This is a genomic window from Kitasatospora sp. NPDC097691 (genome assembly GCF_040302665.1).
GTDB lineage: Bacteria > Actinomycetota > Actinomycetes > Streptomycetales > Streptomycetaceae > Kitasatospora.
The window spans coordinates 47999-72520 of the sequence record NZ_JBEORY010000040.1 but is presented as its reverse complement, the minus strand read 5'-3'; the positions used below and the strand labels follow the sequence as shown (position 1 = coordinate 72520).

Here is a 24522-nt window from a genome sequence, read left to right as displayed (position 1 = left end):
GGCCCCGGCGTTCCCCCCTAACCCTTTCGTGCTGGACCGATTGCCCTCCCGGTGGTCGGTGTCCTGCGGACGTGCGCTCAGGCGTACGTCCGCAGGACACTGGTGTCGAGCTTCCACGGGCCCACGGTGATCGTGTCGCCGAAGACGAAGTCCTTGCGGCGGGTGTAGCCGGGCTCGTCGTGAATGATGCCGGTGCCCTTGCGGGGATCGACCAGGAGGTACAGCGGGATACCCATCGCCGAGTAGTCGCGGACCTTGTCGTGGTAGTCGTTCTCGGGGTTGGACTTGGAGACGATCTCCACGACGAGAAGGATCTCGTGGGGAAGGAACGCCGGGCAGTCGTCGTCCAGAGCCGCGTCGGGGAACACCATCAGGTCAGGGTTCCGGAGCCGACCGAGGCCGATGTCCTCCAAGTCCGCGCCGCCGTGGGCGATGTAGCCGGGATGGGTCTGCGGCAGTTGGGCATTGAGCTGCTGTGCCAGGCGGATGACTGCGAGCTCGTGGCGTTTCACGGGCGACATCATCATGACAATCTCGCCGTCGGCGATCTCGATCTTCCCTATCCCCGGCACCTTCGGCAGCTGATCCGCGATCTCGCGGAGCCGGGCGTACACAGCAGGATCGATGCTCATGCCCCGGAGTGTATCGGCGGCGGCTGTCAAGCGTTCGCGACCGCTCGCCCCGTGGTATGGGCCCGGTGGGTGGCGTAGAGGGTGACGGCGGCGGCGAGGGTCATGGCGGTGAGGCCGACGGTGGCGGCGCCGGGCCAGCCGGTGGCGTGGTAGGCGTCGGCGCCGAGGGTGCCGCCGAGGCTGTTGCCGAGGTAGTAGGCGATCAGGTAGAGCGCGGACGCCTGGGCGCGGCCCTCGGTGGCGGTGCGGCCGACCGCGGAGGAGGCGGTGGCGTGGCCGGCGAAGAACCCCGCGGTGATCAGGACCAGGCCGAGCAGCGCGCAGACCAGTGAGTCGGCGAGGGAGAGCAGCAGGCCGGCCGCGGTGACGCCGATGGAGACGTAGAGGGCGCCGCGGCGGCCCAGCCGGCCGGAGAGGCGGCCGGCCGCGGCGGAGGTGCCGGTGCCGACCAGGTAGACCACGAAGATCGAGGCGGCGATCGACTCCGGCAGGTGGAACGGCGCGGAGATCAGCCGGTAGCCCACGGTGTTGTAGACCGCGCCGAACACGGCCATGAACAGCATCCCGAGCGCGTACAGCCGGACCAGCAGCGGGTTGCGCAGGTGCCGTCCGACGGTGCGGGCGAGCGCGCGGGCGTCCACCGGGGCGGGGGTGAAGTGCCGGGCGGCGGGGATCAGCAGCCGGAAGACGAGCGTGGCGAGCAGGGCGAGGGCGGCGGAGGCGGCGAGGCCCCAGCGCCAGCCGAGGGCGGCGGCGGTCCACCCGGAGAGCAGTCGGCCGCCCATACCGCCGATGCTGTTGCCGGCCACGTACAGGCCCATCGCGGAGGCCAGGGCGCTGGGGTGGACCTCCTCGGCGAGGTAGGCCATGGCGGTGGCCGGGAGCCCTGCGAGGGCGGCGCCCTGGAGGACCCGCAGGACGACGAGGGTGGTCAGGTCCGGCGCGAAGGGCAGGGCGAGGGCGAGGACGGAGGCCGCGAGGGTGGAGGCCGTCATCACCGCGGTGCGGCCGTACCTGTCGGAGAGCGCGCTCGCCGGGAGCAGGCCGAGGGCGAGGCCGAGGGTGGCGGCGGAGGCGGTCCAGCTGGCCTGGCCGGGGGTGAGGTCGAGGTCGGCCGAGAGGACCGGCAGCAGGCCCTGGGTGGAGTAGAGCAGGACGAAGGTCGCGACCCCGGCGGCGAAGAGGGCGAGGTTGGCGCGGCGGAAGGCGGGCCGGCCGGGGCGGAGGAGGCCGTCCGGGGTGGGGGCGGTGGCGGCGGGGGCATCCGGGGCGGGCGCGGATGCCCTGGTACTTGAGGGCTGCATGCCGTCGACCGTAGGCCTGGCGTCGTTGATGCGTCCAATGCATGAAGCAGGCATGATCGATGCACTGATGTATGAGTCGAGGTGGTGGCGGGATGGCCGGGTCGGAACCGGTGGACGGTGGGGAGCAGCGGTACCGGGCCGCCGAGTTGGGGCCGGACGAGCCGGCCGTCCTGCTGGCGCCCCGGCTGGCGCAGTTCGCCGCGGTGGCCCGGTTGGAGCACGTGACGCAGGCGGCCGCGGTGCTCGGGGTGCCGCAGCCGACGCTGTCGCGCGCGGTGGCCCGGCTGGAGGAGGAGCTGGGGGTGGAGCTGCTGGCCCGTCAGGGCCGTACCGTCCGGCTGACCAGGGCGGGCAGGCTGCTGCTGGCCTCGGTGGAGCGGGCGCTGGCCGAGGTCGAGCGGGGCGCGCAGGCGGCGAGGGCGGAGGCGGACCCGGAGGTGGGGCTGGTCGCCTTCGGCTTCCTGCACACGATGGGGCCGGACGCGGTGCCGGCGCTGCTGCGGGGCTTCCGCGCGGCGCACCCCCAGGTGCGGTTCCAGCTGGTGCAGGACTACGGCGCGGCGATGCTGGAGCGGCTGCGGGCCGGCGAGCTGGACCTCTGCCTGGTGGCGCCGCTGCCGGACGATCCGGCGTTCACCGCCCGCCTGTTGGACGAGCAGCGCCTGCACCTGGTCGTCCCGGCGGACCACCGGCTGGCCGGGCGGCGGCGGATCCGGCTGGCGGAGGTGGCCGAGGAACCGTTCGTCGGACTGGAGCAGGGGTACGGGCTGCGCGCGATCACGGACGGCTTCTGCGCGGAGGCCGGGTTCGTCCCCCGGCTGGGGTTCGAGGGGGAGGAGGCCGAGACGCTGCGCGGGCTGGTGGCGGCCGGGCTGGGGGTGGCGCTGCTGCCGCCGGCCCTGGTGCCGCGGCCCGGGGTGGTGGAGCTGGAGGTGACGGCGCCGCGCACCCGGCGGGCGGTCGGACTGGCCTGGGCGGCGGGGCGGCCGCTGACCCCGCCGGCGAAGGCGTTCCGGGACTTCGTGCTGTCCCGGCGCGGACGGCTGCTCCAGCACGACTGAAACCGCTGTCCCGGTATTCCGCGACGGCCAGGGCGCTTTGGCGGATCCTATGGACCGGTCGGTGGAATTCCGGGCGGAGTTTGGACCATTCGGTGGTGTCCGCGGTGGTGGGTCTACGCGCGTAGGGGCTATATTTCCGCAATGGAGAAGCAGATTCCCGTCACCACCGCGGGCACCGGCCCGCGCATCCCCACCGCCGACCAGATCCGCCGCGCGCCCAAGGTCCTCCTGCACGACCACCTGGACGGCGGGCTGCGCCCGGAGACCGTCGTCGAGCTGGCCGCCGCCGTCGGCTACGAGGGCCTCCCCACCACCGACGTCAAGGAACTCGGCGAGTGGTTCCGCGAGGCCGCCGACTCGGGCTCGCTGGTCCGCTACCTGGAGACCTTCGCGCACACCTGCGCCGTCATGCAGACCCGCGAGGCGCTGATCAAGGTCGCCGCCGACTGCGCCGAGGACCTGGCCGCCGACGGCGTCGTGTACGCCGAGGTCCGGTACGCCCCCGAGCAGCACCTGGAGGGTGGCCTGACCCTGGACGAGGTCGTCGAGGCCGTCCAGGAGGGCTTCCGCCTCGGCGAGGCCAACGCGCGCGAGGCCGGCCACCGGATCCGCATCGGCACCCTGATCACCGCGATGCGGCACGCCGCCCGCTCGCAGGAGATCGCGGAGCTGGCCAACCGCCACCGCGACCAGGGTGTCGTCGGCTTCGACATCGCGGGTGCCGAGGCCGGCTACCCCCCCACCCGCCACCAGGCCGCCTTCGACTACCTCAAGGGCGAGAACAACCACTTCACCATCCACGCGGGCGAGGCCTTCGGTCTGCCGTCGATCTGGGAGGCCCTGCAGTGCTGCGGCGCCGACCGGCTCGGCCACGGCGTGCGGATCGTCGACGACATCACGGTGAACGAGGACGGCAGCGTCGAGCTCGGCCGCCTCGCCGCGTACGTGCGCGACAAGCGCATCCCGCTGGAGATGTGCCCCACCTCCAACCTCCAGACCGCGGCGGCCGCCTCGTACGCCGAGCACCCGATCGGGCTGCTCAGCCGGCTGAAGTTCCGGGTCACGGTGAACACCGACAACCGGCTGATGAGCGGCACCAGCATGAGCCAGGAGTTCGGGCACCTGGTCGAGGCCTTCGGCTACACCCTGGGCGACATGGAGTGGTTCACCGTGAACGCCATGAAGTCCGCGTTCCTGCCCTTCGACGAGCGACTGGCGATGATCAACGACGTGATCAAGCCGGGCTACGCCGAGCTGAAGGCGGAGTGGCTGTTCAGCGCGGGCACCGGCGGCAACTGAGCCGCGGCGCTGACGCGCTCCTTTCGGTCGGATGAACGGCCTTCTTCCGCACGGAAGTTGGCGTTCATCCGACTACTCACTCGGGTGAGTGAACGCCCTTTGGTTCCCGCGCGACCGGCTCACTACGGTGTGCCAGTCAATGCCGACCAGGCACGGTGGCGGTCTCCCGTCCGCCGGAAGCCGTACGCGTCGTCGGCCACCGACGAGGACCCAAGGGGACGAACCATGAAGCAGGCTCTCAAGGCCGCCGGCACCGCGGCGCTCGGCATCGCCATCGCGGCGGTCGGCGCCGGCACCGCCTCCGCCGACGCCGCCCCGGCGCCCGGCGGCCTCGGGCTGCCCACCGGCGCGGTGACGAACCCCGCGGTGACCGGGGCGGTCACCGACACCGCCGCCAAGCTGCCCGGCGCCGACAAGGTCACCGGCACGCTGGGCACCCTCGCCCCGAGCGTCGGCCGCGCCGCGCCGGCCGCCGAGGCCCCGCTCGCCGGCGTCACCCAGCAGCGCGGCGCCGTCCCGACCGTCCCGGGCCTCGACAAGACCCCCATCGGCGGGCTGACCGGCGTCCTGCCGGGCCTGCCGGGCCTGGGCGGCTGATCCCGCAACCGGCCGACACGCGGACGGGCCGTCCGCCCCGGAACACCGGGGCGGACGGCCCGTCCGCGTTCCGCCGTGCCGGCTCACGGCTCCTGGGGGAGGAGCAGCCAGAGAGCGAGGTAGAGCAGGAACTGCGGGCCGGGCAGCAGGCAGGACAGCAGGAAGATCAGCCGGACGGTCCCCGGGGCCAGCCCGAAACGGGCGGCGATCCCGGCGCAGACGCCGGCGATGACACGGTTGTGACGGGGGCGGGCGAGGCGCGCGCTCATGGTGTACTCCTGATCTGGTCCGCACGGTGGCGACCCGGTCCGGCCGGTCCGGCGGGCGTACTCCCATACTCCGCCGCCGCCGGCGCGAAAGCCTCCGCCCGGCAGGTGATTCCGCACCCCGAACGGTCACCGGGGAGACGTAGCCGGACGTCGGGGTCATCCTCAGGGTGACCCTGAGAGCCGCCGCCCGCCGGGCCGGGCCGAAAGCCAGGGGCCTCCCGCCGCGGGCGCGCGGAAACGGCTCGATATGATGCCGCAGTCGCTGTTGGCCGGGGGGCGGAACATCGGCGCGCCATCGCCAGGAAATGGCCTCTCACGCAAGCGATTTCACGTTCCGTTGGGGTTCTGTCCGAATTCTCGTGAGGTTGACCTTGCGCATTCCACCGCGCAGATTCCTGGCCGCGACCGCCGCCGTCACCCTGGCCTCGGGCCTGGCCGTCGTCGAGGCCCCGGCCGTCTTCGCCGCCCCGGGGGCCTTCCCGGCCACCCAGGGCGCCCAGGCCCAGCCCTCGCCGGTCACGGTCGCCCTCGGCGGCCTGCCCGGCACCGTCAAGGCGGGCGGCGTACCGGTGGAGTTCACCGCGACGCTGAGGAACACCGCCGACCACCGGATGGACGTGCCCGCGTCCTCCGTCGTCATCGGGGACACCGGTACCGGCACCAGGCAGAGCCAGTTGACGCTGCAGTACCAGTCGCCCGGCGGCACGCAGTGGCAGGACGCCAGGGTGCGCGCCACCGGCAGCGGCGGCCTCTGGGACCTCGACCAGCCCGGCGGGCTGCACCTGGAGGCCGGCACCGAGGCCGTCTACCGGCTGCGGCTCACCGTCGCCGCCGACGCCCCGGCCGGCCGGGTGACGCCCGGGTTCAGCGCCGTCGTCTCGGACCCCGCCCTGCCGCCGGAGCAGCGCGTCTCCTCCGCGATCGGCTTCTCGGACCTGGTCATCGCCCCGGCGGTCACGCCGACCACCCCGGCGCCCAAGCCCGCCGCCACGGCGGACGTGAGACTCGACGGGGTGCCCGCCGCCTTCACGGCGGGGGGCGAGGCGAAGCCGTTCAAGCTGGTCTTCGCCAACACCAGCGGCAAGGACCTCCGCATCCTGCCCGCGATCGTCTTCCGGGGGGCGACCGAACTCCCCTCCGAGAACGTCAGGTTCGAGTTCAGGACGGCCGGCGGGGCCTGGCTGGAGGGGACTCCGGGCGGCAACTCGCAGCACCCCGGCTGGCTCTACCTGGGGCTGCGCACCGGCGACAAGAACGCCGACGCGATCGCCCTGGCGAAGGGCGAGACCCGCACGATCGACGTCCGGCTGTCCTTCACCGCGGACACCCCGGCCATGGCCCAGTCCCTGGCGGCCCTCGCGGGCAGCCTGCCCGGCGAGGGCGAGAGCGGGAGCGAGGCGTCCAGCCCGCAGGCCGACGTCACGATCGTGGTCGCGGCGGGCTCCACCGCCGCGCCGACGCCCACCGCGTCGGCCACCCCGACGCCGACCGCGTCCCGGCCGTCCACCGCCCCGGTCGTCCCGGTCGCCCAGACCACCAGCGTGGCGCCGAGCCCGGTGGCCGACGTCCCGCGGGTGGTCGCCGCCGCGGCGCCGACCCCGGACACCCGGCTGGCCTCCACCGGTGGCGGCCCCAGCTCCGCGCCGATGGCGATCACCGGTGCGGTCGCGATCGCCCTCGGCGTGGGCACCCTGGTCGTGGCACGCCGCCGCAGGAACGCGTAGGGCGGCGCCGGGACCGACCCCGCAGAACGCCGGAAGGCCCGGCCGTCACCCGCTGCAGAGCGGTGACGGCCGGGCCTTCCGGCGTTCGTACGACTGGTGCGACCGGATCAGCCGGCCGGGTGCGGCGGTTGGCCGGGCTGGGCCGGCGGCGCGGGCTGCGCGTACGGGTTGTCCGCCACCGGCTGCGGCGGGACGCCGGGCTGCGCGGTGTTGGGGTTGAACGGGGCCTGCGGCGCGTTCGGGTTGTACGGCGCCTGCGGGGCGTTGGGGTTGTACGGCGCCTGCGGCGCGTTCGGGTTGAACGCCTGCGGGGCCGGCTGCTTCTTGGCGTTGCTGCGCTCGACGATCGCCTTCACCGAAGCGACGATCAGCGCGACCGGCAGGATGAACACCTTGAAGAAGATGTAGTACGTGCCGCCCTCGAAGACGAACGCGAGGTAGTAGGCGTACCCCAGGAAACCGAGGGCGACCACGACGTTGAGGATCCGCAGGCCGGCCTTCAGCCCGCCGGCGAAGGCCCCGAGGAGCAGCATGAGGACGCCGCTGAGCGCCAGCAGGACGACGTACCAGGAGAACAGCGGTTCGGCGCTGAAGTCGAGATTGTTCAAGGGGGGTTTCCTGTGGGAGGGAAGAAACAACGGAGAAACCGTTTGGGGACGAGAGCGCACAGTACTGGAGGCGGCTGACATTCGTCGCCGCCTTTACGTCACGGTGTCGTTGCGCTCCGCCGGAGCGGCAATTGACGAGGTGGGAAATGACTGGGTATGAGGTGCTGCGGGTCTTTTGCGGGCCGGACGGCCGGTACGGGAACGAGCTCGGCGTGGTGCGTGACGGCGCCGCCGTCCCGGAGCGCGCCGACCGGCAGCGGATCGCGCGCGAACTCGGCTTCAGCGAGACGGTGTTCGTCGACGACCCGGAGCGCGGGGAGATCGACATCTACACCCCGACGCTGCGTCTGCCGTTCGCCGGCCACCCGTGCGTGGGCGCCGCCTGGCTGCTCGGGGTGGACCGGCTGGTCACGGCCGCCGGCGTGGTGGGCGTGCGCCGCGAGGACGGGCTGACCCGGATCGAGGCCCGACCGCAGTGGGTCCCGCCGCGGACGCTGCGGCAGTACGGGTCGGCGGCGGAGGTGGAGGCGCTGGAGGTGCCGCCGCCCGGCGAATGGATCTACGCCTGGGCCTGGCAGGACGAGGCGGCCGGGACCGTCCGGGCGCGGGCCTTCCCCGGGCGCGGCGACGGGATCGACGAGGACGAGGCGACCGGCGCGGCCGCCCTGCTGCTGACCGCGCGGCTGGGCCGGGCGCTGACCGTCCAACAGGGCCGGGGCTCGCAGCTGCTGACCGGACTGCGCCCGGGTGGGTCGGTCGAGGTCGGCGGCCGGGTGGCGCCGGCTCAGCGGACGGGCGGCGTCGGCTCCGCGTAGGCGCGCGGTCGGGCGACGGACGGACAGGTGGCGGGCGGCCGGGCGGCGGGCGCGACGGCGGCCGCCCGTCCGACGGCGGTCACCGGCGGGACGGCGAGGACGGACACCCGGGGCGCCCGCGGCCGCCGTTCCCGCAGCAGGTGCCGCAGGCCGGGGACCAGCGCGACGTGGGTGGCGGCCACACCGATCACGGCGAACAGGATGTGGTCCACGTTGAGGACGTGCCCGGGCGTCCAGGAGGAGAGGAACTCCAGCCCGGTCGCCAGCAGCGCGGAGACGCCGGTGGTGCGCAGGAAGGACGGCAGCCAGGGGGCCCGCAGCCGGCCGCCGGCCAGCGGCAGCAGGACGCCGAGCGGGGCCAGCAGCAGGAGCTCGCCGACCACCTGCCAGCCGGTGGAGGAGCGGAGCGAGGCCAGCGGCGTCAGGTTGGCGTCGTACACCCACGCCACCGGCAGCGGTCTCAGCACCACCCAGAGCACCAGTGCCAGGTACAGGGCCAGGCCCGTCAGCCCGGCCGTCCGGAGGGAACGGTGGACGCCCGCCGCCGGGCTGCTCTCGGTCCCCGCGCCGGAACGCTCGTCGCGTGTCCTGGTGCCATCTCGCTGCACGGGGGGAAGGACGTGAGCCGGTGGCGCGGCGGTTCCACCTCGGGCGTGAACATTCCCGAACGCGCCCCCGGCGTCCTCCGCTACTTGCAGGGCGCGGCCGTCGGCACCGCGCTGAACACGTTGTCCGGCGGCGGGCTGCCCGGCGCCACCGGGGTGGGCGACGGGCTCGGGCTCGCGGCGCCCTTGGCGGCGCCGCGGGCCGCCGTCACGGCCGGTGCGGGGCCGGACGGGGTGGCCAGCGCGGTGGGTATGTGCTGGGTGGTCGGGCACGCCGTCCGGCTGGCCGGGGCGCCGGCGTCGACCGGTACGGCGGTCGGCCGGATGCCGCAGCCGGAGGCCAGCGCGAGCAGGAGCAGTACGCCGGCGGCGCGGCGCAGGGCGGTGCGGGTGGGGGCGGTCACGTGGCGTCCTTGTCCTCGACGGCGTCGCGTGCGGGGCCGCCCTCGGCCTCGCCCGCGGACGGCGGAGGCGGCGGCGCCAGCGGCAGTGTCAGGGTGAACACCGCGCCGACCTCCCCGTTCGCCGCCGTGATCGTCCCCCCGTGTATCTGCGCGTTGGCCATCGCGATCGACAGCCCCAGGCCGCTGCCCTCCGAGCGGGCCCGCCCCCGGTCCGCCTTGTAGAAGCGGTCGAAGACGTGCGGCAGCACGTCCTCCGGGATGCCCGGGCCGCTGTCGCTGACCTCGACCACCACCGAGTCCTCGGACTGCCGGACCCTGACCCGCACCGGCGAGCCGCCGTGCTTGAGCGCGTTGCCGATCAGGTTGGCGAAGACCACGTCGAGCCGACGCGGGTCGACCACGGCCAGGATGCCGCGCGGGGCGTCCACCTCGACCGCGTCGTACCAGGCCCGCCCGTCGATGCAGGACATGATCAGGTCGGCGATGTCCACCTCGTCGGCGACCAGCCTGGCGGTGCCGGCGTCGAAGCGGGTCACCTCCATCAGGTTCTCCACCAGGTCGGACAGCCGTCGGGTCTCGCTGACCACCAGCCGGACGGCCGGCTCGATCATCGGGTCCAGCGACTCGGCCTCGTCCTCCAGGATGTCGGTGACGGCGGTCATCGCGGTCAGCGGGGTGCGCAGCTCGTGCGACATGTCGGCGACGAACCGCCGGCTCTGCGCCTCGCGCGCGCTCAGCTCCTCGACCTGCTCGTGGAGCTGCTCCGCGGTCCGGTTGAACGTCCGTGCCAGATCGGCGAGTTCGTCCGCGCCGTCGACTTCGAGCCGGGTGTCCAGGTGCCCCTCGCCGAGCCGCCGGGCCGCGTCGCCGAGCCGCTTGACCGGCCGCAGCACGGTGGCCGAGGCGGCCTGGGCGAGCAGCGCCGAGCCGATCAGCGCGAGCAGGGTGGCGATGGCCAGCGACCAGCCCAGCGTGTTCAGGTCGGCCCGCTCGTTCTCCAGCGACTTGAACATGTACGCCGTCGGGCCGTTCGGCACCACCTTGGTGCCGCCGATCACGAACGGCCGGCCCTCCAGGTTCTGCCGCTGCCAGTACAGGTGGTACGGGTACGGGTTGCTCTCGGTGACCTCGCGCGGCTTGGCGACCGTGGACTGCAGCGCGGCCGGCACGTCGGCCAGCGTGAAGTGCGTCGGGTCGGAGGAGGCCGCGGGACACTCCGGGTGCGCCGGGTCGACCACCACCACGTCGTAACTCAGGCCGGAGCTGGCCACGTTGGAGGCCAGTGTGGCCAGCTCCGGGCAGGCCGCGTTCAGCGGCAGCTCGGAGACGTTGCGGCTGAGCGAGACCCGGAAGTCGTTCAGCGCGGTGTCCTGGGCGCGCTTGAGCACCGCGTCGCGGTTCAGCCAGTACGCGATGCCGGAGGCCGAGACGGCGGCGAGCAGCGCGACCGCCGCGAACACCGCGATCAGCCGCACCCGCAGGGAGCGCAGCCGTCGCCACCGGCCCGCCGGGAAACGCCGGGCAGTCGTCTGATGGTCAGTCACAGGAGCCTGTCGTCGTACGGGAGTTCGGCGGTCGGGAAGGGCAGGGGAGGGGTGTGTCAGGCCGGCGGGTCCAGCCGGTAGCCCACCCCGCGCACGGTGCGGATCAGCGTCGGCGCGGACGGCACGTCCTCGACCTTGGCCCGCAGCCGCTGCACACAGGCGTCCACCAGGCGCGAGTCGCCGAGGTAGTCGTGCTCCCAGACCAGCCGCAGCAGCTGCTGGCGGGAGAGCGCCTGCCCGGGGCGGCGGCTGAGTTCCAGCAGCAGCCGCAGCTCGGTCGGGGTGAGCTGGAGGTCCTGTCCGTCCTTGGTGACGGTCATCGCCGCACGGTCGATCACCACGCTGCCGTACGCGGAGGAGTCCGAGCTCTCCCGCTCGCCGCGTCGCAGCACCGCCCGGATCCGGGCGTCCAGCACGCGCGGCTGCACCGGCTTGACCACGTAGTCGTCGGCGCCGGACTCCAGGCCCACCACCACGTCGATGTCGTCCGAGCGCGCGGTCAGCAGGATGATCGGCAGCTGGTCGGTGCGCCGGATCCGGCGGCACACCTCGAAGCCGTCGATCCCGGGCAGCATCACGTCCAGGACGATCAGGTCGGGCCGCTGCTCCTTGAAGAGCCTCAGACCGTCCTCGCCGGAGGCGGCGGTGGCCACACGGTGGCCCTGGCGGGTGAGGGCGAGTTCGAGGCCGGTCCGGATGGCGTCGTCGTCCTCGATCAATAGGAGGAAAGGCACGGCCCCATTTTGGCCCACCCGCAGCCCCGAATCACCCCCCGGACCGCTCACCGACCGTTCGGGAACCGGAAGGACCGCCACCGGCGTCCGGTACGGAGGGAGGCGGACCGGGACGAAAGGCCCCCGCCTGTGACACCCCTGTGACAGTCGGCGGACAGTGCCATCACAACCGGCGGGCAGGATTTTCCATGTCGCCGCAGGACAGCGGGCCGGAGGGCCGGCTGGAGGGCGGCTACCGGAACCGCTCGTACCGACCCAGGGGGCGCACGATGAACGCCATGCTTCAGACCCGGACCAACCCGGCTGTCCGCACCGCGCGTTCGTCAGTGACCACCCACCGGACCCGGTACGAGGTCAGGACCGACGAGAACTCCGGTGCCGTGACCGTACGGGGGTGCGCGCACAGCACCGGTGGAAACCCTGTCGCCCGCCGGGTGAGCGGCGGAGGCAGGACGGGGGAGCTGTACGGGATCGGCCGACTGGGGAGTTCGGTCGACTCCGGCGCCACCCTCACGCTGCGGGGGATCCTCCCCGTCCGCGTCGAGGGCAAGGAGGCCCCGGGGGGGAACCAGGGGGCCGGGGGGAACGGTCTGCGGAAGGTCGGCTCGGGGGAGTCGTCCGGTCGCGAGGCCGCCGGTGCGACGCTGCTGCGGTTGAACCCCGCCGCGGCCCGCACCACCGAGGCCGGACAGGGAGGCGCGCAGGGGGAGCACTCGGCCGCCGCGGAGGACCACATCACGGAGTTCACCGCGTACGTGCGCGAGCGCCGCGCCTCCCTGTACGCCACGGCCTACCACCTCACCGGTGACCGCTACGAGGCCGAGGACCTGCTGCAGAGCGCGCTCTTCAGCACCTACCGGGCCTGGGGCCGGATCACCGACAAGGCCGCGGTCGGGGGCTACCTCCGCCGCACCATGACCAACCTGCACATCTCCGCGTGGCGGCGCCGCAAGGTCAACGAGTACCCGACCGAGGAGCTGCCGGAGACGGCCGGCGACACCGACGCGATGGGCGGCACCGAGCTGCGCACCGTGCTCTGGCAGGCGCTGGCGAAGCTGCCGGAGAACCAGCGGACCATGCTGGTGCTGCGGTACTACGAGGGCAAGACGGACCCGGAGATCGCCGACGTGCTGGGGATCAGCGTCGGCACCGTCAAGAGCAGCATCTGGCGCGCCCTGCGCCGGCTGCGCGACGACGAGCACCTGAACAAGTCGGGCGACACCGTCCGGGCGTTCGGCGAGCTGGTCGCGTAACGAGGACTCCCGTCGGGGGACGGCGATCGGACGGTCACGGTCCGGGGACAGCGGCTCGGGGGAGCATGTCCGTGGGGGAGCCGAGGATCGTTCGGGAAGGCGACGGGCCCGGTGCGGGGGAGACGCACCGGGCCCGTCGTCGTGCTGTCCGCAGCCGCCGCGGCGGCTGCGGGCCGACTCAGGCGGCGGAGAGCTCGGCCGGTCGGGCCGCGGTGCGGATCCGCCGCTCGGCCTCCGGCCCGGCGCACGCGTACGAGCCGAGCGCGACCTGCCGTCCGACGATGGACCGCTCGGCCCGCATCAGCCGGAAGCCCCGGCGCAGCAGCACCGGCAGCGACTTGCGGCCCTCCCGGACGTCCCGGCGCAGTCGGCGCCAGGCCGTGGTGAGCGCGCCGTTGCGCAGGCACAGGGCGTCGCCGAGCAGGCCCTCCTCGGCGCACTCGGCGGTGATCTCGGCGGCGAAGATGCCCTCCGCGATGAACGCGCCGACGCCGCCCAGCTCCAGGGTGCGGGTGCCGATCCGGCCGTTGTCCGGGATCGAGTACACCGGGACGTCGGTGCGGCCGTGCTCGTAGAGGGCGCGGATGGCGGCGACGGCCTGGTCGCGGTGCCAGGCCAGCGGGGAGTCCCAGTCGACGGCGCCGTCCGGCAGCAGCGGCAGCGTGGGGTCGTCCCCGTCCTTGTAGAAGTCGTCGAGCTGGAGCACCGGCAGTCCGCTGCGCTCGGCGAGCGAGGACTTCCCCGACCCGGAGGGTCCGGAGAGCAGGATCACCCGGGCATGCGCGGACGGTGCGGGGTTCATGGGGGAGTCACTCACGGGACACCAGTCTGACGCATCCGGGCCCGTTGCCGAAACCGGTCGGATCAGACCTTCTGCTGCGACTTCGGGTCGGCGAGGGCGACATGGACCGTCGGCAGGTAGCGGCTGTCCACCTGGAGGTAGGCCGGGGCCTCGGCGCCGGGCGGCAGGTAGGCGGTGGCGGCCCAGTCCTGGCTGTGCCAGGTGTCGGGCTCGGGTTCGTGGAAGGTTCCCCCGGCGGGCAGTTCGAGCCGGCCGGTGCCACGCGGGACGAAGGCCACGGTGTCGGCCCCGGGCGTGATGTGCAGGGTGCCGTTGACGTACCCGGGCTGTCGGCCGTACCGGGCCGAGCAGGGCACCCGGACCGGCCGCCCGGCGGCCAGCCGGCGGGTGGTGCGGGCCACGTGCCACCTGCGGTAGAAGCCGTCCGCGAACAGTGCCGCCAACTCGCCGATGAACTCGCCCATGCGCCCCCCTCGATCGTCCCGGTCACCGCGATTGTGGCCGGGCCGGACGGGCGCGCGGGAGCGTCGAAAGTCGGCGGCGCCGGTGACGAAAGTCGACGGGACGGCGGTGGCGGGGGCCGGTGGCCAGGGGCGGTGGAAAGCCGACGGACCCGCGCCAGGGGGGGAGAGGCGCGGGTCCGTCCAATGACCGTCCGGGCCCTGGGGGGGGAGAGGGCACTGGGGACGGCCAGCTTGTGGAGTTGTCGCCCCGGGGGGCGGCGGGTCAGATACCCATCGGGTGCCAGACCGTCTTCGTCTCCAGGAAGGAGAGTAGCCGGTCCGTACCGGGCGCATTGGTCCAGTCCTGGGCGAACGGGTCCAGCCCCGGACGGACCACCCGCTTCAGGGTATCCGCGGCGGACGCTTCCAGCGCCTGCGCCGCGCCGGGGCCGTCGGCTGCGATGGCCCCGGTGAGGTCCAGCGCGTTGACGTCCTGGTGCGAGGCCAGGGTCGGGGCGATGTCGGCGGTCCGGCCCGAGATGATGTTGACCACGCCGCCCGGGACGTCCGAGGTGGCGAGCACCTCGCCCAGCGACAGCGCGGGCAGCGGGGCGTCCGCGGCGGCCGCGACCACGACCGTGTTGCCGGTGGCGATCGCCGGGGCGATCACCGAGACCAGGCCGAGCAGCGAGTGCCCGTACCCGGCCTGCGGCGCGACGATCCCGACCACGCCGGTCGGCTCCGGGGTCGACAGGTTGAAGTACGGACCGGCGACCGGGTTGGCGCCGCCCGCGATCTGGGCGACCTTGTCGGTCCAGCCCGCGTACCAGACCCAGCGGTCGATCGCGGCGTCCACCAGCGCGGCGGCCTTCTTCGGGCCGATGCCCTCGGAGAGGGCGACCTCGGCGGCGAACTGCTCGCGGCGGCCCTGCAGCATCTCGGCCACCCGGTACAGCACCTGGCCGCGGTTGTACGCGGTGGTGCCGGCCCAGCCCTTGACCGCGGCACGGGCGGCCAGGACGGCGTCACGGGTGTCCTTGCGGGTGCCCAGCGGGGCGTTGGCGAGCCAGTCGCCCTTCGAGTCGGTCACCTCGTACACCCGCCCGCTCTCGGACCGCGGGAACTTCCCGCCGACGTACAGCTTGTAGGTCTTGAGGACGTCAAGACGCTGGAAGGTCGTGTCAGACATCTCGGGCCTCGACATTCAGGTAGGGCTCCAGACCGTGGCGGCCACCCTCGCGGCCGTAGCCCGACTCCTTGTAGCCGCCGAACGGCGAGGTCGGGTCGAACTTGTTGAAGGTGTTGGCCCAGACCACGCCGGCCTTGAGCCGGTTCGCGGTCCAGAGGATGCGCGAGCCCTTCTCCGTCCAGATGCCGGCGGAGAGACCGAACGGGGTGTTGTTGGCCTTCGCGACCGCCTCGTCGGGGGTGCGGAAGGTCAGCACCGACAGGACCGGGCCGAAGATCTCCTCCTGGGCGATCCGGTGGGCCTGGCTGACGCCGGTGAAGATGGTCGGCTTGAACCAGAAGCCGTTGCCCGGGAGTTCGCACTCGGGGGACCAGCGGTCCGCGCCCTCGGCCTCGCCGGCGTCGGTCAGCTCGGTGATCCGGGCCAGCTGCGCGGCCGAGTTGATGGCGCCGATGTCGGTGTTCTTGTCCAGCGGGTCGCCGACCCGCAGGGTGGACATCCGGCGCTTCAGGGCGTCCAGCAGCTCGTCCTGGATCGACTCCTGGACCAGCAGGCGCGAGCCCGCGCAGCAGACGTGGCCCTGGTTGAAGAAGATGCCGTTGACGATGCCCTCGACCGCCTGGTCGATCGGCGCGTCGTCGAAGACGATGTTGGCGGCCTTGCCGCCCAGCTCCAGCGACAGCTTCTTGCGGCTGCCGGCCAGCTGCTTGGCGATCGCCCGGCCGACCGGGGTGGAGCCGGTGAAGGCGACCTTGTTGACGTCCGGGTGGGCGGTCAGCGCGGCGCCGGTGCGGCCGTCGCCGGTCACGATGTTGACGACGCCCTTCGGCAGACCGGCCTGGCGGCAGATCTCGGCGAAGCGCAGCGCGGTCAGCGGGGTGGTCTCGGCCGGCTTCAGGACGACCGTGTTGCCGGTCGCCAGCGCGGGCGCGATCTTCCAGGCCAGCATCATCAGCGGGAAGTTCCACGGGATGACCTGACCGGCCACGCCCAGCGGGCGCGGGTTGGAGCCGAAGCCCGCGTAGTCCAGCTTGTCCGCCCAGCCCGCGTAGTAGAAGAACCACGCGGCGACGGTCGGGATGTCGAAGTCGCGGGTCTCGCGGATCGGCTTGCCGTTGTCGATCGACTCCAGCACGGCCAGCTCGCGGCCGCGCTCCTGGATGATCCGGGCGATCCGGAACAGGTACTTGGCGCGCTCGCTGCCGGGCAGCGCCGACCAGTCGGCGAAGGCCTTGCGGGCGGCGGCGACCGCGCGGTCCACGTCCTCGTCGGTGCCCTGGGCGAACTCGGCGAGCACCTGCTCGGTGGCCGGGTTGACGGTCTTCAGGGCCTCGCTGCCGGAGGAGTCGACGAACTCGCCGCCGATGAAGTGGCCGTAGGAGGTGGCGATGTCGCCCGCGGCAGCGGGGGACTCGGGGGCCGGCGCGTACGTGAAGAGGCCTCCGGCGGGCTTGGCCGCGGGCTCCTCGATGTTCTTCTTCTTGGCCATGGTGATCAGTCCACCGTCACGTAGTCGGGGCCGGAGTAGCGGCCGGTGGCCAGCTTCTGGCGCTGCATCAGCAGGTCGTTGAGCAGGCTGGAGGCGCCGAAGCGGAACCAGTGCGGGGTCAGCCAGTCGTCGCCGAGCGTCTCGTTGACCATCACCAGGTACTTCATGGCGTCCTTGGTGGTCTTGATGCCGCCCGCGGGCTTCACGCCGACCTGGACGCCGGTGGCCGCGCGGAAGTCGCGGACCGCCTCCAGCATCAGCAGGGTGACCGGCGGGGTCGCGTTGACGGCGACCTTGCCGGTGGAGGTCTTGATGAAGTCGGCGCCGGCCAGCATCGCCAGCCAGGAGACCCGGCGGACGTTGTCGTAGGTCTGCAGCTCGCCGGTCTCGAAGATCACCTTGAGGTGGGCGTAGCTGCCGTCGGGGCGCTTGCACGCCTCCTTGACGGCGACGATCTCGTTGTAGACGTCGAAGTAGCGGCCCGAGAGGAAGGCGCCGCGGTCGATCACCATGTCGATCTCGTCGGCGCCCGCGGCGACCGCGTCGGCGGTGTCGGCGAGCTTGACCGGGAGGGCGACGCGGCCGGCCGGGAAGGCGGTGGCCACCGAGGCGACCTGGATGTCGGTGCCCCGCAGGGCGTCCTTCGCGGTGGCGACCATGTCCGGGTAGACACAGATGGCGGCGACGCGGGGGGTGCTCGGATCGGTCGGGTCGGGGGTCCTGCCCTTGGCGCACAGCGCGCGCACCTTGCCGACCGTGTCCGCGCCTTCCAGCGTGGTCAGGTCGATCATGGAGATCGCCAGGTCGATGGCGTACGCCTTCGCCGTGGTCTTGATCGAGCGGGTACCGAGGGTGGCGGCACGCGCCTCCAGGCCGACCTGGTCGACGCCGGGCAGGCCGTGCAGGAAGCGGCGGAGCGAGGCCTCGGACGCCGCAACGTCCTGAAGGCCGCTGCCCGCAACGCCGAGGGCATTGGCTGCAACAGTGGACATAGTCACCAGACCAGCATATCTACGCGCGTAGTAGTCCGCCAGAGCGGCCACCTTTCGTGGCCGGACCGAGACCTCGCCGCACGGGGCATGGGGCAGAATCGACGCCATGACCGATTCCGACGGTACGCCCCCCCGGGGCCCGGCCGCCCCCGACGGGGAACCCGCGTACGCGGACCGCGTGTACCGCTCCGTCCCCGGCGTGATCTCCGGCGTGCTCCTGCTCGCCCTCGCCACCTGGCTGATCGGCGACGCGGCGGTGACCGGTACCGGCAAGACCCCGTACGTCGCGCTCGCCGCCTTCCCGGTGTTCGCCTTCCCGGTGATCGCCTACACGCTGCGCCCGGTGGTGCGCGCGTCGAGCAGCGGGCTGGTCGTCCGCAACCCGTGGCGGACCATCACCGCGCCGTGGGCCTCGGTGGACGCGCTGCGCGCCGGGTACTCGGTCGAACTGCTCGCGGGCGACAAGAAGTACCAGGTCTGGGCGGTGCCGGTGTCGCTGCGCCAGCGCAAGCGCGCGAACCGCGCCCAGAGCCGCGGCAACGCCGAGCACGCCTCCCGGACCGGGCTGGGGATGGGCCTCGCCTCCCGGACCAACCCGGTCGTCCAGGGCTCGTCGGACCCCACCCGCGCCTGGTCCGACCAGGTGACCGAGGTGCTGACGCAGATGGCCGAACGCAACGCCCGCCGACCCGAGGCCGCCGGCCCGGTCGAGGTGCGCTGGTGCTGGTGGGTGATCGCCCCCGCCCTGGTCGGCCTGGTGGCGCTGATCGCGGTCATCGCGGCCTGAGCCCGCGCCCCCGTAGGACGACGGGCCCGCCGGTCGGCCGACCGGCGGGCCCGTCCGCGTGTGCGGCGATCAGATGCCGGCGGCCGCGGCGAGGTCCTGCTTGATGCCGGCGAGGAGGGCGGCGGCGCGCTCCCGGGTGGCGGCGAGGTCGGCGGCCGAGGCGACCGGGAGGACGACCTCCAGGTAGCACTTGATCTTGGGCTCGGTGCCGGAGGGGCGGACCACGATGCGGGCCGAGCGGACGGCCTCGCCGGCCAGGTAGTAGCGCAGGCCGTCGGTGGGCGGCAGCTCGGCCGAGCCGGCCGCGAGGTCGTCGGCGCGGGTGACGGTCAGGCCGGCCAGGACGGTCGGCGGCTGCTCGCGCAGCCGGCGCATGGCGTCGGCGATCAGCGAGAGGTCCTGGACCCGGACGGACAGCTGGTCGGTGGCGTGCAGGCCGTGCTCCAGCGCCAGGTCGTCCAGCAGGTCGGACAGGGTGCGGCCGGACTTCTTGAGGGTGGCGGCGAGCTCGGCGACCAGCAGGGCGGCGGTGATGCCGTCCTTGTCCCGGACGCCCTGCGGGTCGACGCAGTAGCCGAGCGCCTCCTCGTAGCCGTAGCGCAGGCCCTCGGCGCGGGAGATCCACTTGAAGCCGGTCAGCGTCTCGGCGTAGCCCAGGTTCGCCGCCTCCGCGATCCGGCCGAGCAGGGTGGCGGAGACGATGGTGGTGGCGAAGGTGCCCTCGGCCTTCTTCGCGACCAGGGCCGAGCCGAGCAGCGCGCCGACCTCGTCGCCGCGCAGCATCCGCCAGCCGACGGCGTCGCTGCCGCTGCCGGCCGCGTTGCCGTTGGTGGGCACGGCCACCGCGCAGCGGTCGGCGTCCGGGTCGTTGGCGATCACGATGTCCGGGCCGACCGAGGCGGCGGTGCGGAAGGCGAGGTCCATCGCCCCCGGCTCCTCCGGGTTGGGGAAGACCACGGTCGGGAAGTCCGGGTCGGGCTCGGCCTGCTCGGCGACCACGGTGGGCGCGGGGAAGCCGGCCCGGCGGAAGGCGGCGACCAGGGTGTCACGGCCGACGCCGTGCATCGGGGTGTAGACGACGTCGAGGTCGCGCGGGCTGTGCGGGTCCACGATGGACACGGCGCGGGCCAGGTAGGCGTCGACGACGTCCTCGCCGAGCACCTCCCAGCCGTCCTCGGCGCGCGGGACCTCGTCCAGCGAGCCGATCGCGTCGATCTCGGCGGCGATCGCGGCGTCGGCCGGCGGGACGATCTGCGAGCCGTCGCCCAGGTAGACCTTGTAGCCGTTGTCCTGCGGCGGGTTGTGGCTGGCGGTGACGGTGACACCGGCGGCCGCGCCCAGGTGGCGGACGGCGAAGGCGAGCACCGGGGTCGGCAGCGGGCGCGGCAGCAGGGCGGCGCGCAGGCCGGCGCCGACCACCACGGCGGCGGTGTCACGGGCGAAGTCGTACGACTTGTGGCGGGCGTCGTAGCCGATGACGACCAGGTCGCCCAGGCCCTGCTGCCTGACGTACGAGACCAGGCCGGCGGCGGCCCGGATCACCACGGCGCGGTTCATCCGCATCGGACCGGCGCCGAGTTCGCCGCGCAGGCCGGCGGTGCCGAACTGGAGGCGGTCGGCGAAGCGCTCGGCCAGCTCCGACCAGGCGAGCTTGCTGTCCGACTCGGCCTCCGGGCCCTCCGCGCGGGCCAGCAGTGCGCCGAGCTCGTCGCGGGTCTGCGGGTCGGGGTCCTCGGCCAGCCAGGCCCGGGCCCGGGTGAGGAGGTCGGTGGTGGGTGCCTGCGTCATAGTGCCTGCTCCATCGGGAAGTGCGTCGGTGTGTCGGCCGGAGGGTTCCGCGCGAAGGGAGAAGAGGTGTGCACATGCGGACGGGGCCCGCAGGCGGGTGTGATCAGCGGATCACGACCGCCTGCGGGCCCCGTCACTCATGATTCTGCGCCTGGTGGGCGTCAGATCCGCTCAAGGACCTTCGCCAGGAGCTCGCCCATGCGCTCGGCGGAGGCCTTGCCGGCCTCCAGCACCTCTTCGTGGTTGAGCGGTTCGCCGGTCATGCCGGCGGCCAGGTTGGTGACCAGGGAGATGCCGAGCACCTCGGCGCCGGCCTCGCGGGCGGCGATGGCCTCCAGGGTGGTGGACATGCCGACCAGCTCGCCGCCGATCACCCGGGCCATGTTGACCTCGGCCGGGGTCTCGTAGTGCGGGCCGCGGAACTGGACGTAGACGGCCTCGTCCAGCGTCGGGTCGACCTCGCGGCACAGCGTGCGCAGGCGCTTGGAGTACAGGTCCGTGAGGTCGACGAAGTTGGCGCCGACGATCGGGGAGTCCGCGGTCAGGTTGATGTGGTCGCTGATCAGGACCGGCTGGCCCGGGGTCCAGCCCTGGCGCAGGCCGCCGCAGCCGTTGGTCAGCACGATGATGCCGCAGCCGGCCGCGACGGCGGTGCGCACGCCGTGGACGACGGTGGCCACGCCGTGGCCCTCGTAGTAGTGGTTGCGGCCGAGGAAGATCAGGGCGCGCTTGTCGCCGATCTTCACCGAGCGGATCTTGCCGGCGTGGCCGGCGACGGCGGGGGCGGGGAAGCCGGGCAGCTCGGTGACCGGGAACTCGGCCACGGTCTCGCCCAGGGCGTCGGCGGCCGGCACCCAGCCGGAGCCCATCACCAGGGCGACGTCGTGCCGCTCGGCACCGGTCAGCTCGCGCAGGCGCTCGGCGGCGGCCTGGGCGGCGGCGTAGGGGTCGGCGGAGACGACCGACTGAGGAGAAGCGTTCACGGGTCCGAGGATAGACGGGATTCGACTACGCGCGTAGAAAAACCGCCGCGGCATGCCGGATCGTTACCCGGTTGACCCGAAAGCACAGCTGGGTGGCGCTGTCCGGGTGACCCTCCTTGTCGGTTTCCACACACACGGCCGATCAGAGCCGTTTCGCGCTGCGCAACCCCTTCGCGTACATGCCGTTGTCGTCCAGCCGTGCCGTGCCGCCCTTGTCGCCGAAGGTCGGGCCGTCCGCCTCCTCCCGGCTGGAGATGTACCGGGGGTGGCCGTCGGTGTCCAGGCCCAGGTAGATGCCGGTGTGGTCGAGGCGGGCGCCGGTGCGGGCGTCGATCTCGAAGAACACCAGGTCGCCGGGTTGCAGCGGGTCGATCGAGGCCGGGCGCAGGGTGGTGTCCGAGCCGGCGGCGGTGGTCAGCGGGATCACCGGGACACCGGGGCCGAGCCGGGCCAGGCCGTTGGCGCTGCGCGGCAGCCCCGGTCCGGCCGCGTCCTTGGAGAGCAGCGGGTAGCCGGAGCGGTAGCCGTACACCATCCGGACGAAGCCAGAGCAGTCGAAGGCGCCGTAGCGGGTCTTGTCGGGCTGCCGGGTGACCTTGTCGGCGAACGTGTACGGAACGCCGAGGTAGTCGAAGAAGTCGGTCTGCTCCAGCCGCAGGTCGTTGCCGACCGAACCGTTGGGATTGAGCGGGCCGAAGGAGGCGTCGCCCTTGAAGCGCACGCCCTTGGCGTCCTTCTCGGCCGGCGCCCCGGCCACGTACTGGGTGGCCGCCGCCAGGACGTCGTCGGCGGTGGAGCCGAGCGCCTGCTGGAACCAGGTGCGGAACCAGGCCTCCTGCTCGGCGCCCGGCTTCCAGGCCTGCGGCATCAGCCGGACCCAGCTGTCCGTCACCACGGTGGCGGCGGTGGTGCCCGGCTCGGCGAAGGTCCGGCTGGGGCCGGCCAGCACGGCGGTGCGCGCGCTGTCGGTCAGCGTGGCGACCACGCCGCCCCGGGCGTCCCGGACCACCGTGCGGTCCGGCCCGGCCAGCCGCTCGTAGCGGTACTGGGCGGGGGAGGCGGCCCGGGCGGTGTCGGCGTCCGCGGTGGGGGACGGCACGGCGGCGGTGATCAGCGGTGCGCTGCTGCCGGCGGCCGGCTGCCCGCCGCGGTCCCGCAACTGGACGGTGAGGTAGCCGCTGGCGGCCAGCAGGGTCACGGCGAGGCCGCCGCTGAGCAGGGACTTGCGGGTCACTGGCATGGGGGTTCCCGTCGGGATCAGGTGCCGGGCAGGGCGCCGAGCAGGACGCCGGCGGTGAGGACGACGTAGTTGGCGAGCGTCACCGTGCTGGTGGCCATCAAGGTGGCCGCCCGGGGCTGGCGGACCAGCTGGTAGGCGATCAGGCCGGGGACGATGAAGCCGAGCGTCTGGTTGGCGTACAGGGTGGGCAGCTCGCGCTGCAGGACCAGCATCACGGTGGCCTGCAGCAGCACACCGATCAGCACCACGGCGGCGAACAGCCGCTTGCCGTAGAGGATCACCAGCTTCTGGACGACCCGGATGGCGAGGTAGGTCAGCACCGTCACGCCGATCACGATGGCCACCCGCTGGAGGGACTCGACCAGGGTGAGGGCCAGCCAGCCGGGGGTGATCATGCCGCCGGGGGAGAGGTTGGTGGTCAGGTAGCAGACCAGGGAGAAGACCAGGCCGAGCGCGATGCCGATGGCGGCGATCTCGGGGGTGAGCTCGGTGGGGATCACTGCTGGTCTCCGTAGGGGGCGGTGGTGCGGTGGGGGGCGTCGTACCAGGAGTCGGGGAGCGGTGCGGGGCGGTAGACCGACTCGGTGGGTGGGGGCCCTGAGGCGTACGGGGACCGGGCCGGGTACGCGTGCCGGTCGGGGTACGGCGTCGGGTCGGGGTACGGGTACAGGCTGGCGTCGTACGCGGGTTCGGGGTAGTCCGGCTCCGGGTAGAGCGGTTCGGGCTCGTGGTACGCGTACTCCGGGGTCCCCGGCGCGTCCGGGGCCTCGTCGGGTTCGAGCCGGGCGAGTTCCTCCAGGAACAGCTCGCCCTGGCCGTGGATGTTGCCGACGGCCACCAGCGAGGAGTCCGGCCCGAGTTCGGCCAGCAGTTCGGCGGTGAGCCGCTCCGGGTCCCGCTTGTCGCCGCCGAGGTCGACGACGCGGCCCGACCAGCCGGCCGGGATGCCGTCGCGGGCGCTCTTGGTGGGGTGGCCGATCAGGAAGACCGTGTCCGGGTCGAGGTCCGGGACGATCTGGCCCATCTGGCCGTTGCGCTCGACCCGGTCCGGGCGGCAGTTGATCACCACGTTGAGCGGGCGGTGGATCGCGCCGAGGTCCTCCAGCTGGCGGACGTTCATCAGCGTGGACTCGGGGTCGTTGGCGGCGAAGACGTTGGCGAAGCGCAGCCGCTTGCCGTCCGCGGTGAGGTAGCGCTCGACGGACAGCACGCCCGGGTCCGGCGGGGCCGCCCACATGCCCTGCAGCGCGGTCTGCCGTTCCACGCCGAGGAGTTCGGCGACGGCGAGGGCGATCGCCACGTTCTCCTTGAAGGTGAACCAGCTGAACCCGCGCAGCTCCTCGTCGGAGACCGTCTCCGGGTCCACCACGATCAGCCGGCAGTCCCGCTTGGCCGCCTCCTCGCGCAGGATGTGCACCCGCTCCTGCTCGGCGGTGACGCACACCCCGCCGACCGGCATCGAGCGCGACAGCGAGCGCGCGACGTCGTCCAGGGTCGGTCCCATCTCGGCCAGGTGGTCCTCGCGGACGTTGCAGAGCACGCCGATGGTGGAGCGGATCAGCTTGGTCTGGTTGACCTCCTGCAGCGCCGGCATGACGGCCATGCACTCGATCACCAGGGCGTCCGGCCGGTAGGTGGCGGCGCGGCGGACGATGCCGATCTGCTCCACCACGTTGGCGATGCCGAACTTGCGGTAGACCGGCTCCTCGGTGGCGTCCGGGTGGATGAACCGGGCCGCGGTGCCGGTGGTCTTGGCGACCGTCACCAGCCCGCCGCCGCGCAGGGCGCCCGCGCACAGCCGGGTGATCGAGCTCTTGCCGCGGATGCCGTTGACCAGGACCCGGGTCGGGATCTGCTCCAGCGCGGTGAAGTGCCGGCGCTGCTCGACGATGCCGGCCACCAGCAGCACGGTGCAGCACACCAGTAGCACGACGTAGAGGAAGAGCACGGGAGGTCCTTC

Annotated in this window: 25 protein-coding genes; 7 read left to right on the top strand and 18 right to left on the bottom strand. The window is 73.2% G+C overall.

Features of this window, described 5'->3' with window-relative positions:
• Positions 1–77 precede the first annotated feature (77 nt).
• Positions 78–632 (bottom strand): Uma2 family endonuclease, encoded by a 555-nt coding sequence (locus tag ABTY56_RS25385; RefSeq protein ID WP_350631469.1) that lies wholly within the window; start codon positions 630–632, stop codon positions 78–80.
• Between the two features lie 26 nt (positions 633–658).
• On the bottom strand, positions 659–1936 hold the full coding sequence (locus tag ABTY56_RS25380) for an MFS transporter (protein ID WP_350631468.1): 1278 nt from the start codon (positions 1934–1936) through the stop codon (positions 659–661).
• 92 nt (positions 1937–2028) lie between these two features.
• Between ABTY56_RS25380 and ABTY56_RS25375 the strand changes: the two genes are divergently transcribed.
• The 3 genes from ABTY56_RS25375 (at position 2029) to ABTY56_RS25365 (ending at position 4893) form a co-directional block, all read left to right on the top strand.
• On the top strand, positions 2029–2997 hold the full coding sequence (locus ABTY56_RS25375) for a LysR family transcriptional regulator (protein WP_350631467.1): 969 nt from the start codon (positions 2029–2031) through the stop codon (positions 2995–2997).
• Positions 2998–3138: 141 nt separating this feature from the next.
• Positions 3139–4296 carry an adenosine deaminase gene (locus ABTY56_RS25370; RefSeq protein WP_350631466.1) on the top strand — a complete coding sequence of 386 codons (1158 nt, stop codon included), beginning with the start codon at positions 3139–3141 and terminating at the stop codon, positions 4294–4296.
• Between the two features lie 225 nt (positions 4297–4521).
• Positions 4522–4893, top strand: coding sequence for an ATP-binding protein (locus ABTY56_RS25365; protein ID WP_350631465.1), 372 nt, complete (start codon positions 4522–4524; stop codon positions 4891–4893).
• An 83-nt stretch (positions 4894–4976) separates the two neighbouring features.
• Here the strand turns inward: ABTY56_RS25365 and ABTY56_RS25360 are convergent, their stop codons facing one another.
• A complete protein-coding gene (locus ABTY56_RS25360) occupies positions 4977–5162 on the bottom strand; it encodes a PspC domain-containing protein (protein ID WP_350631464.1) in 186 nt (61 codons plus the stop codon).
• Between the two features lie 365 nt (positions 5163–5527).
• Between ABTY56_RS25360 and ABTY56_RS25355 the strand changes: the two genes are divergently transcribed.
• Positions 5528–6886, top strand: coding sequence for a hypothetical protein (locus tag ABTY56_RS25355; RefSeq protein WP_350631463.1), 1359 nt, complete (start codon positions 5528–5530; stop codon positions 6884–6886).
• 107 nt (positions 6887–6993) lie between these two features.
• Here ABTY56_RS25355 and ABTY56_RS25350 read toward each other — a convergent pair whose 3' ends face one another.
• Entirely contained in the window at positions 6994–7494 is a 501-nt protein-coding gene (locus ABTY56_RS25350; protein WP_350631462.1) for a hypothetical protein, read from the bottom strand.
• Between the two features lie 146 nt (positions 7495–7640).
• Here ABTY56_RS25350 and ABTY56_RS25345 point away from each other — a divergent pair, with 146 nt between their 5' ends.
• A complete protein-coding gene (locus ABTY56_RS25345; protein ID WP_350631461.1) occupies positions 7641–8309 on the top strand; it encodes a PhzF family phenazine biosynthesis protein in 669 nt (222 codons plus the stop codon).
• Here the strand turns inward: ABTY56_RS25345 and ABTY56_RS25340 are convergent.
• From ABTY56_RS25340 to ABTY56_RS25325, 4 genes are all read right to left on the bottom strand, one after another.
• Positions 8279–8917 (bottom strand): VanZ family protein, encoded by a 639-nt coding sequence (locus ABTY56_RS25340; protein WP_350631460.1) that lies wholly within the window; start codon positions 8915–8917, stop codon positions 8279–8281. The genes ABTY56_RS25345 and ABTY56_RS25340 overlap by 31 nt on opposite strands.
• Before the next feature lie 80 nt (positions 8918–8997).
• Positions 8998–9318, bottom strand: coding sequence for a hypothetical protein (locus tag ABTY56_RS25335; protein ID WP_350631458.1), 321 nt, complete (start codon positions 9316–9318; stop codon positions 8998–9000).
• Positions 9315–10862: an ATP-binding protein gene (locus tag ABTY56_RS25330; protein WP_350631456.1), complete on the bottom strand. Its 1548-nt coding sequence runs from the start codon at positions 10860–10862 to the stop codon at positions 9315–9317. Before ABTY56_RS25330 ends, ABTY56_RS25335 begins: the two co-directional genes overlap by 4 nt.
• Before the next feature lie 56 nt (positions 10863–10918).
• Positions 10919–11596, bottom strand: coding sequence for a response regulator (locus ABTY56_RS25325; protein ID WP_030257458.1), 678 nt, complete (start codon positions 11594–11596; stop codon positions 10919–10921).
• A 590-nt stretch (positions 11597–12186) separates the two neighbouring features.
• Between ABTY56_RS25325 and ABTY56_RS25320 the strand changes: the two genes are divergently transcribed.
• Complete coding sequence (locus ABTY56_RS25320) at positions 12187–12849, top strand: SigE family RNA polymerase sigma factor (RefSeq protein WP_350631471.1); 663 nt, start codon at positions 12187–12189, stop codon at positions 12847–12849.
• A gap of 178 nt (positions 12850–13027) precedes the next feature.
• Here the strand turns inward: ABTY56_RS25320 and ABTY56_RS25315 are convergent, their stop codons facing one another.
• From ABTY56_RS25315 to deoC, 5 genes are all read right to left on the bottom strand, one after another.
• The gene (locus tag ABTY56_RS25315) at positions 13028–13666 is read right to left on the bottom strand and encodes an ATP-binding protein (protein WP_350631454.1); all 639 of its coding nucleotides are present in this window, start codon (positions 13664–13666) and stop codon (positions 13028–13030) included.
• Between the two features lie 47 nt (positions 13667–13713).
• Positions 13714–14115 (bottom strand): hypothetical protein, encoded by a 402-nt coding sequence (locus ABTY56_RS25310; RefSeq protein ID WP_350631452.1) that lies wholly within the window; start codon positions 14113–14115, stop codon positions 13714–13716.
• A 262-nt stretch (positions 14116–14377) separates the two neighbouring features.
• The gene (locus ABTY56_RS25305) at positions 14378–15283 is read right to left on the bottom strand and encodes an aldehyde dehydrogenase family protein (RefSeq protein ID WP_350631450.1); all 906 of its coding nucleotides are present in this window, start codon (positions 15281–15283) and stop codon (positions 14378–14380) included.
• On the bottom strand, positions 15276–16772 hold the full coding sequence (locus ABTY56_RS25300; protein WP_350631449.1) for an aldehyde dehydrogenase family protein: 1497 nt from the start codon (positions 16770–16772) through the stop codon (positions 15276–15278). Before ABTY56_RS25300 ends, ABTY56_RS25305 begins: the two co-directional genes overlap by 8 nt.
• Before the next feature lie 5 nt (positions 16773–16777).
• Positions 16778–17764, bottom strand: coding sequence for a deoxyribose-phosphate aldolase (gene deoC, locus ABTY56_RS25295; protein WP_350631447.1), 987 nt, complete (start codon positions 17762–17764; stop codon positions 16778–16780).
• Between the two features lie 106 nt (positions 17765–17870).
• On the opposite strand from deoC, the gene ABTY56_RS25290 reads away from it, so the two are divergent.
• Positions 17871–18551: a PH domain-containing protein gene (locus ABTY56_RS25290; RefSeq protein WP_350631445.1), complete on the top strand. Its 681-nt coding sequence runs from the start codon at positions 17871–17873 to the stop codon at positions 18549–18551.
• A 69-nt stretch (positions 18552–18620) separates the two neighbouring features.
• Here ABTY56_RS25290 and ABTY56_RS25285 read toward each other — a convergent pair whose 3' ends face one another.
• The 5 genes from ABTY56_RS25285 to pgsB all read right to left on the bottom strand — a co-directional run bounded on the left by ABTY56_RS25285 (position 18621) and on the right by pgsB (position 24510).
• Positions 18621–20339, bottom strand: a complete 1719-nt coding sequence (locus ABTY56_RS25285; protein WP_350631443.1) for a phospho-sugar mutase — start codon at positions 20337–20339, stop codon at positions 18621–18623.
• 161 nt (positions 20340–20500) lie between these two features.
• The gene (locus tag ABTY56_RS25280) at positions 20501–21322 is read right to left on the bottom strand and encodes a purine-nucleoside phosphorylase (RefSeq protein ID WP_350631441.1); all 822 of its coding nucleotides are present in this window, start codon (positions 21320–21322) and stop codon (positions 20501–20503) included.
• Positions 21323–21464: 142 nt separating this feature from the next.
• Positions 21465–22562 (bottom strand): C40 family peptidase, encoded by a 1098-nt coding sequence (locus ABTY56_RS25275; protein ID WP_350631440.1) that lies wholly within the window; start codon positions 22560–22562, stop codon positions 21465–21467.
• A 17-nt stretch (positions 22563–22579) separates the two neighbouring features.
• Positions 22580–23062, bottom strand: a complete 483-nt coding sequence (locus tag ABTY56_RS25270) for a poly-gamma-glutamate biosynthesis protein PgsC/CapC (protein WP_189916166.1) — start codon at positions 23060–23062, stop codon at positions 22580–22582.
• Entirely contained in the window at positions 23059–24510 is a 1452-nt protein-coding gene (gene pgsB / locus ABTY56_RS25265; RefSeq protein WP_350631439.1) for a poly-gamma-glutamate synthase PgsB, read from the bottom strand. Before pgsB ends, ABTY56_RS25270 begins: the two co-directional genes overlap by 4 nt.
• Positions 24511–24522: the final 12 nt, after the last annotated feature.

Bases quoted from the DNA above. Each gene is read 5' to 3' on its own strand.
- ABTY56_RS25370 (WP_350631466.1), top strand. From the start codon at position 3,139: ATGGAGAAGCAGATTCCCGTCACCACCGCGGGCACCGGCCCGCGCATC.
- ABTY56_RS25380 (WP_350631468.1), bottom strand. From the start codon at position 1,936: ATGCAGCCCTCAAGTACCAGGGCATCCGCGCCCGCCCCGGATGCCCCC.
- ABTY56_RS25305 (WP_350631450.1), bottom strand. From the start codon at position 15,283: ATGTCTGACACGACCTTCCAGCGTCTTGACGTCCTCAAGACCTACAAG.
- ABTY56_RS25300 (WP_350631449.1), bottom strand. From the start codon at position 16,772: ATGGCCAAGAAGAAGAACATCGAGGAGCCCGCGGCCAAGCCCGCCGGA.
- deoC (WP_350631447.1), bottom strand. From the start codon at position 17,764: ATGTCCACTGTTGCAGCCAATGCCCTCGGCGTTGCGGGCAGCGGCCTT.
- ABTY56_RS25360 (WP_350631464.1), bottom strand. From the start codon at position 5,162: ATGAGCGCGCGCCTCGCCCGCCCCCGTCACAACCGTGTCATCGCCGGC.
- ABTY56_RS25375 (WP_350631467.1), top strand. From the start codon at position 2,029: ATGGCCGGGTCGGAACCGGTGGACGGTGGGGAGCAGCGGTACCGGGCC.
- ABTY56_RS25385 (WP_350631469.1), bottom strand. From the start codon at position 632: ATGAGCATCGATCCTGCTGTGTACGCCCGGCTCCGCGAGATCGCGGAT.
- ABTY56_RS25290 (WP_350631445.1), top strand. From the start codon at position 17,871: ATGACCGATTCCGACGGTACGCCCCCCCGGGGCCCGGCCGCCCCCGAC.
- ABTY56_RS25310 (WP_350631452.1), bottom strand. From the start codon at position 14,115: ATGGGCGAGTTCATCGGCGAGTTGGCGGCACTGTTCGCGGACGGCTTC.
- ABTY56_RS25365 (WP_350631465.1), top strand. From the start codon at position 4,522: ATGAAGCAGGCTCTCAAGGCCGCCGGCACCGCGGCGCTCGGCATCGCC.
- ABTY56_RS25345 (WP_350631461.1), top strand. From the start codon at position 7,641: ATGACTGGGTATGAGGTGCTGCGGGTCTTTTGCGGGCCGGACGGCCGG.
- ABTY56_RS25275 (WP_350631440.1), bottom strand. From the start codon at position 22,562: ATGCCAGTGACCCGCAAGTCCCTGCTCAGCGGCGGCCTCGCCGTGACC.
- ABTY56_RS25285 (WP_350631443.1), bottom strand. From the start codon at position 20,339: ATGACGCAGGCACCCACCACCGACCTCCTCACCCGGGCCCGGGCCTGG.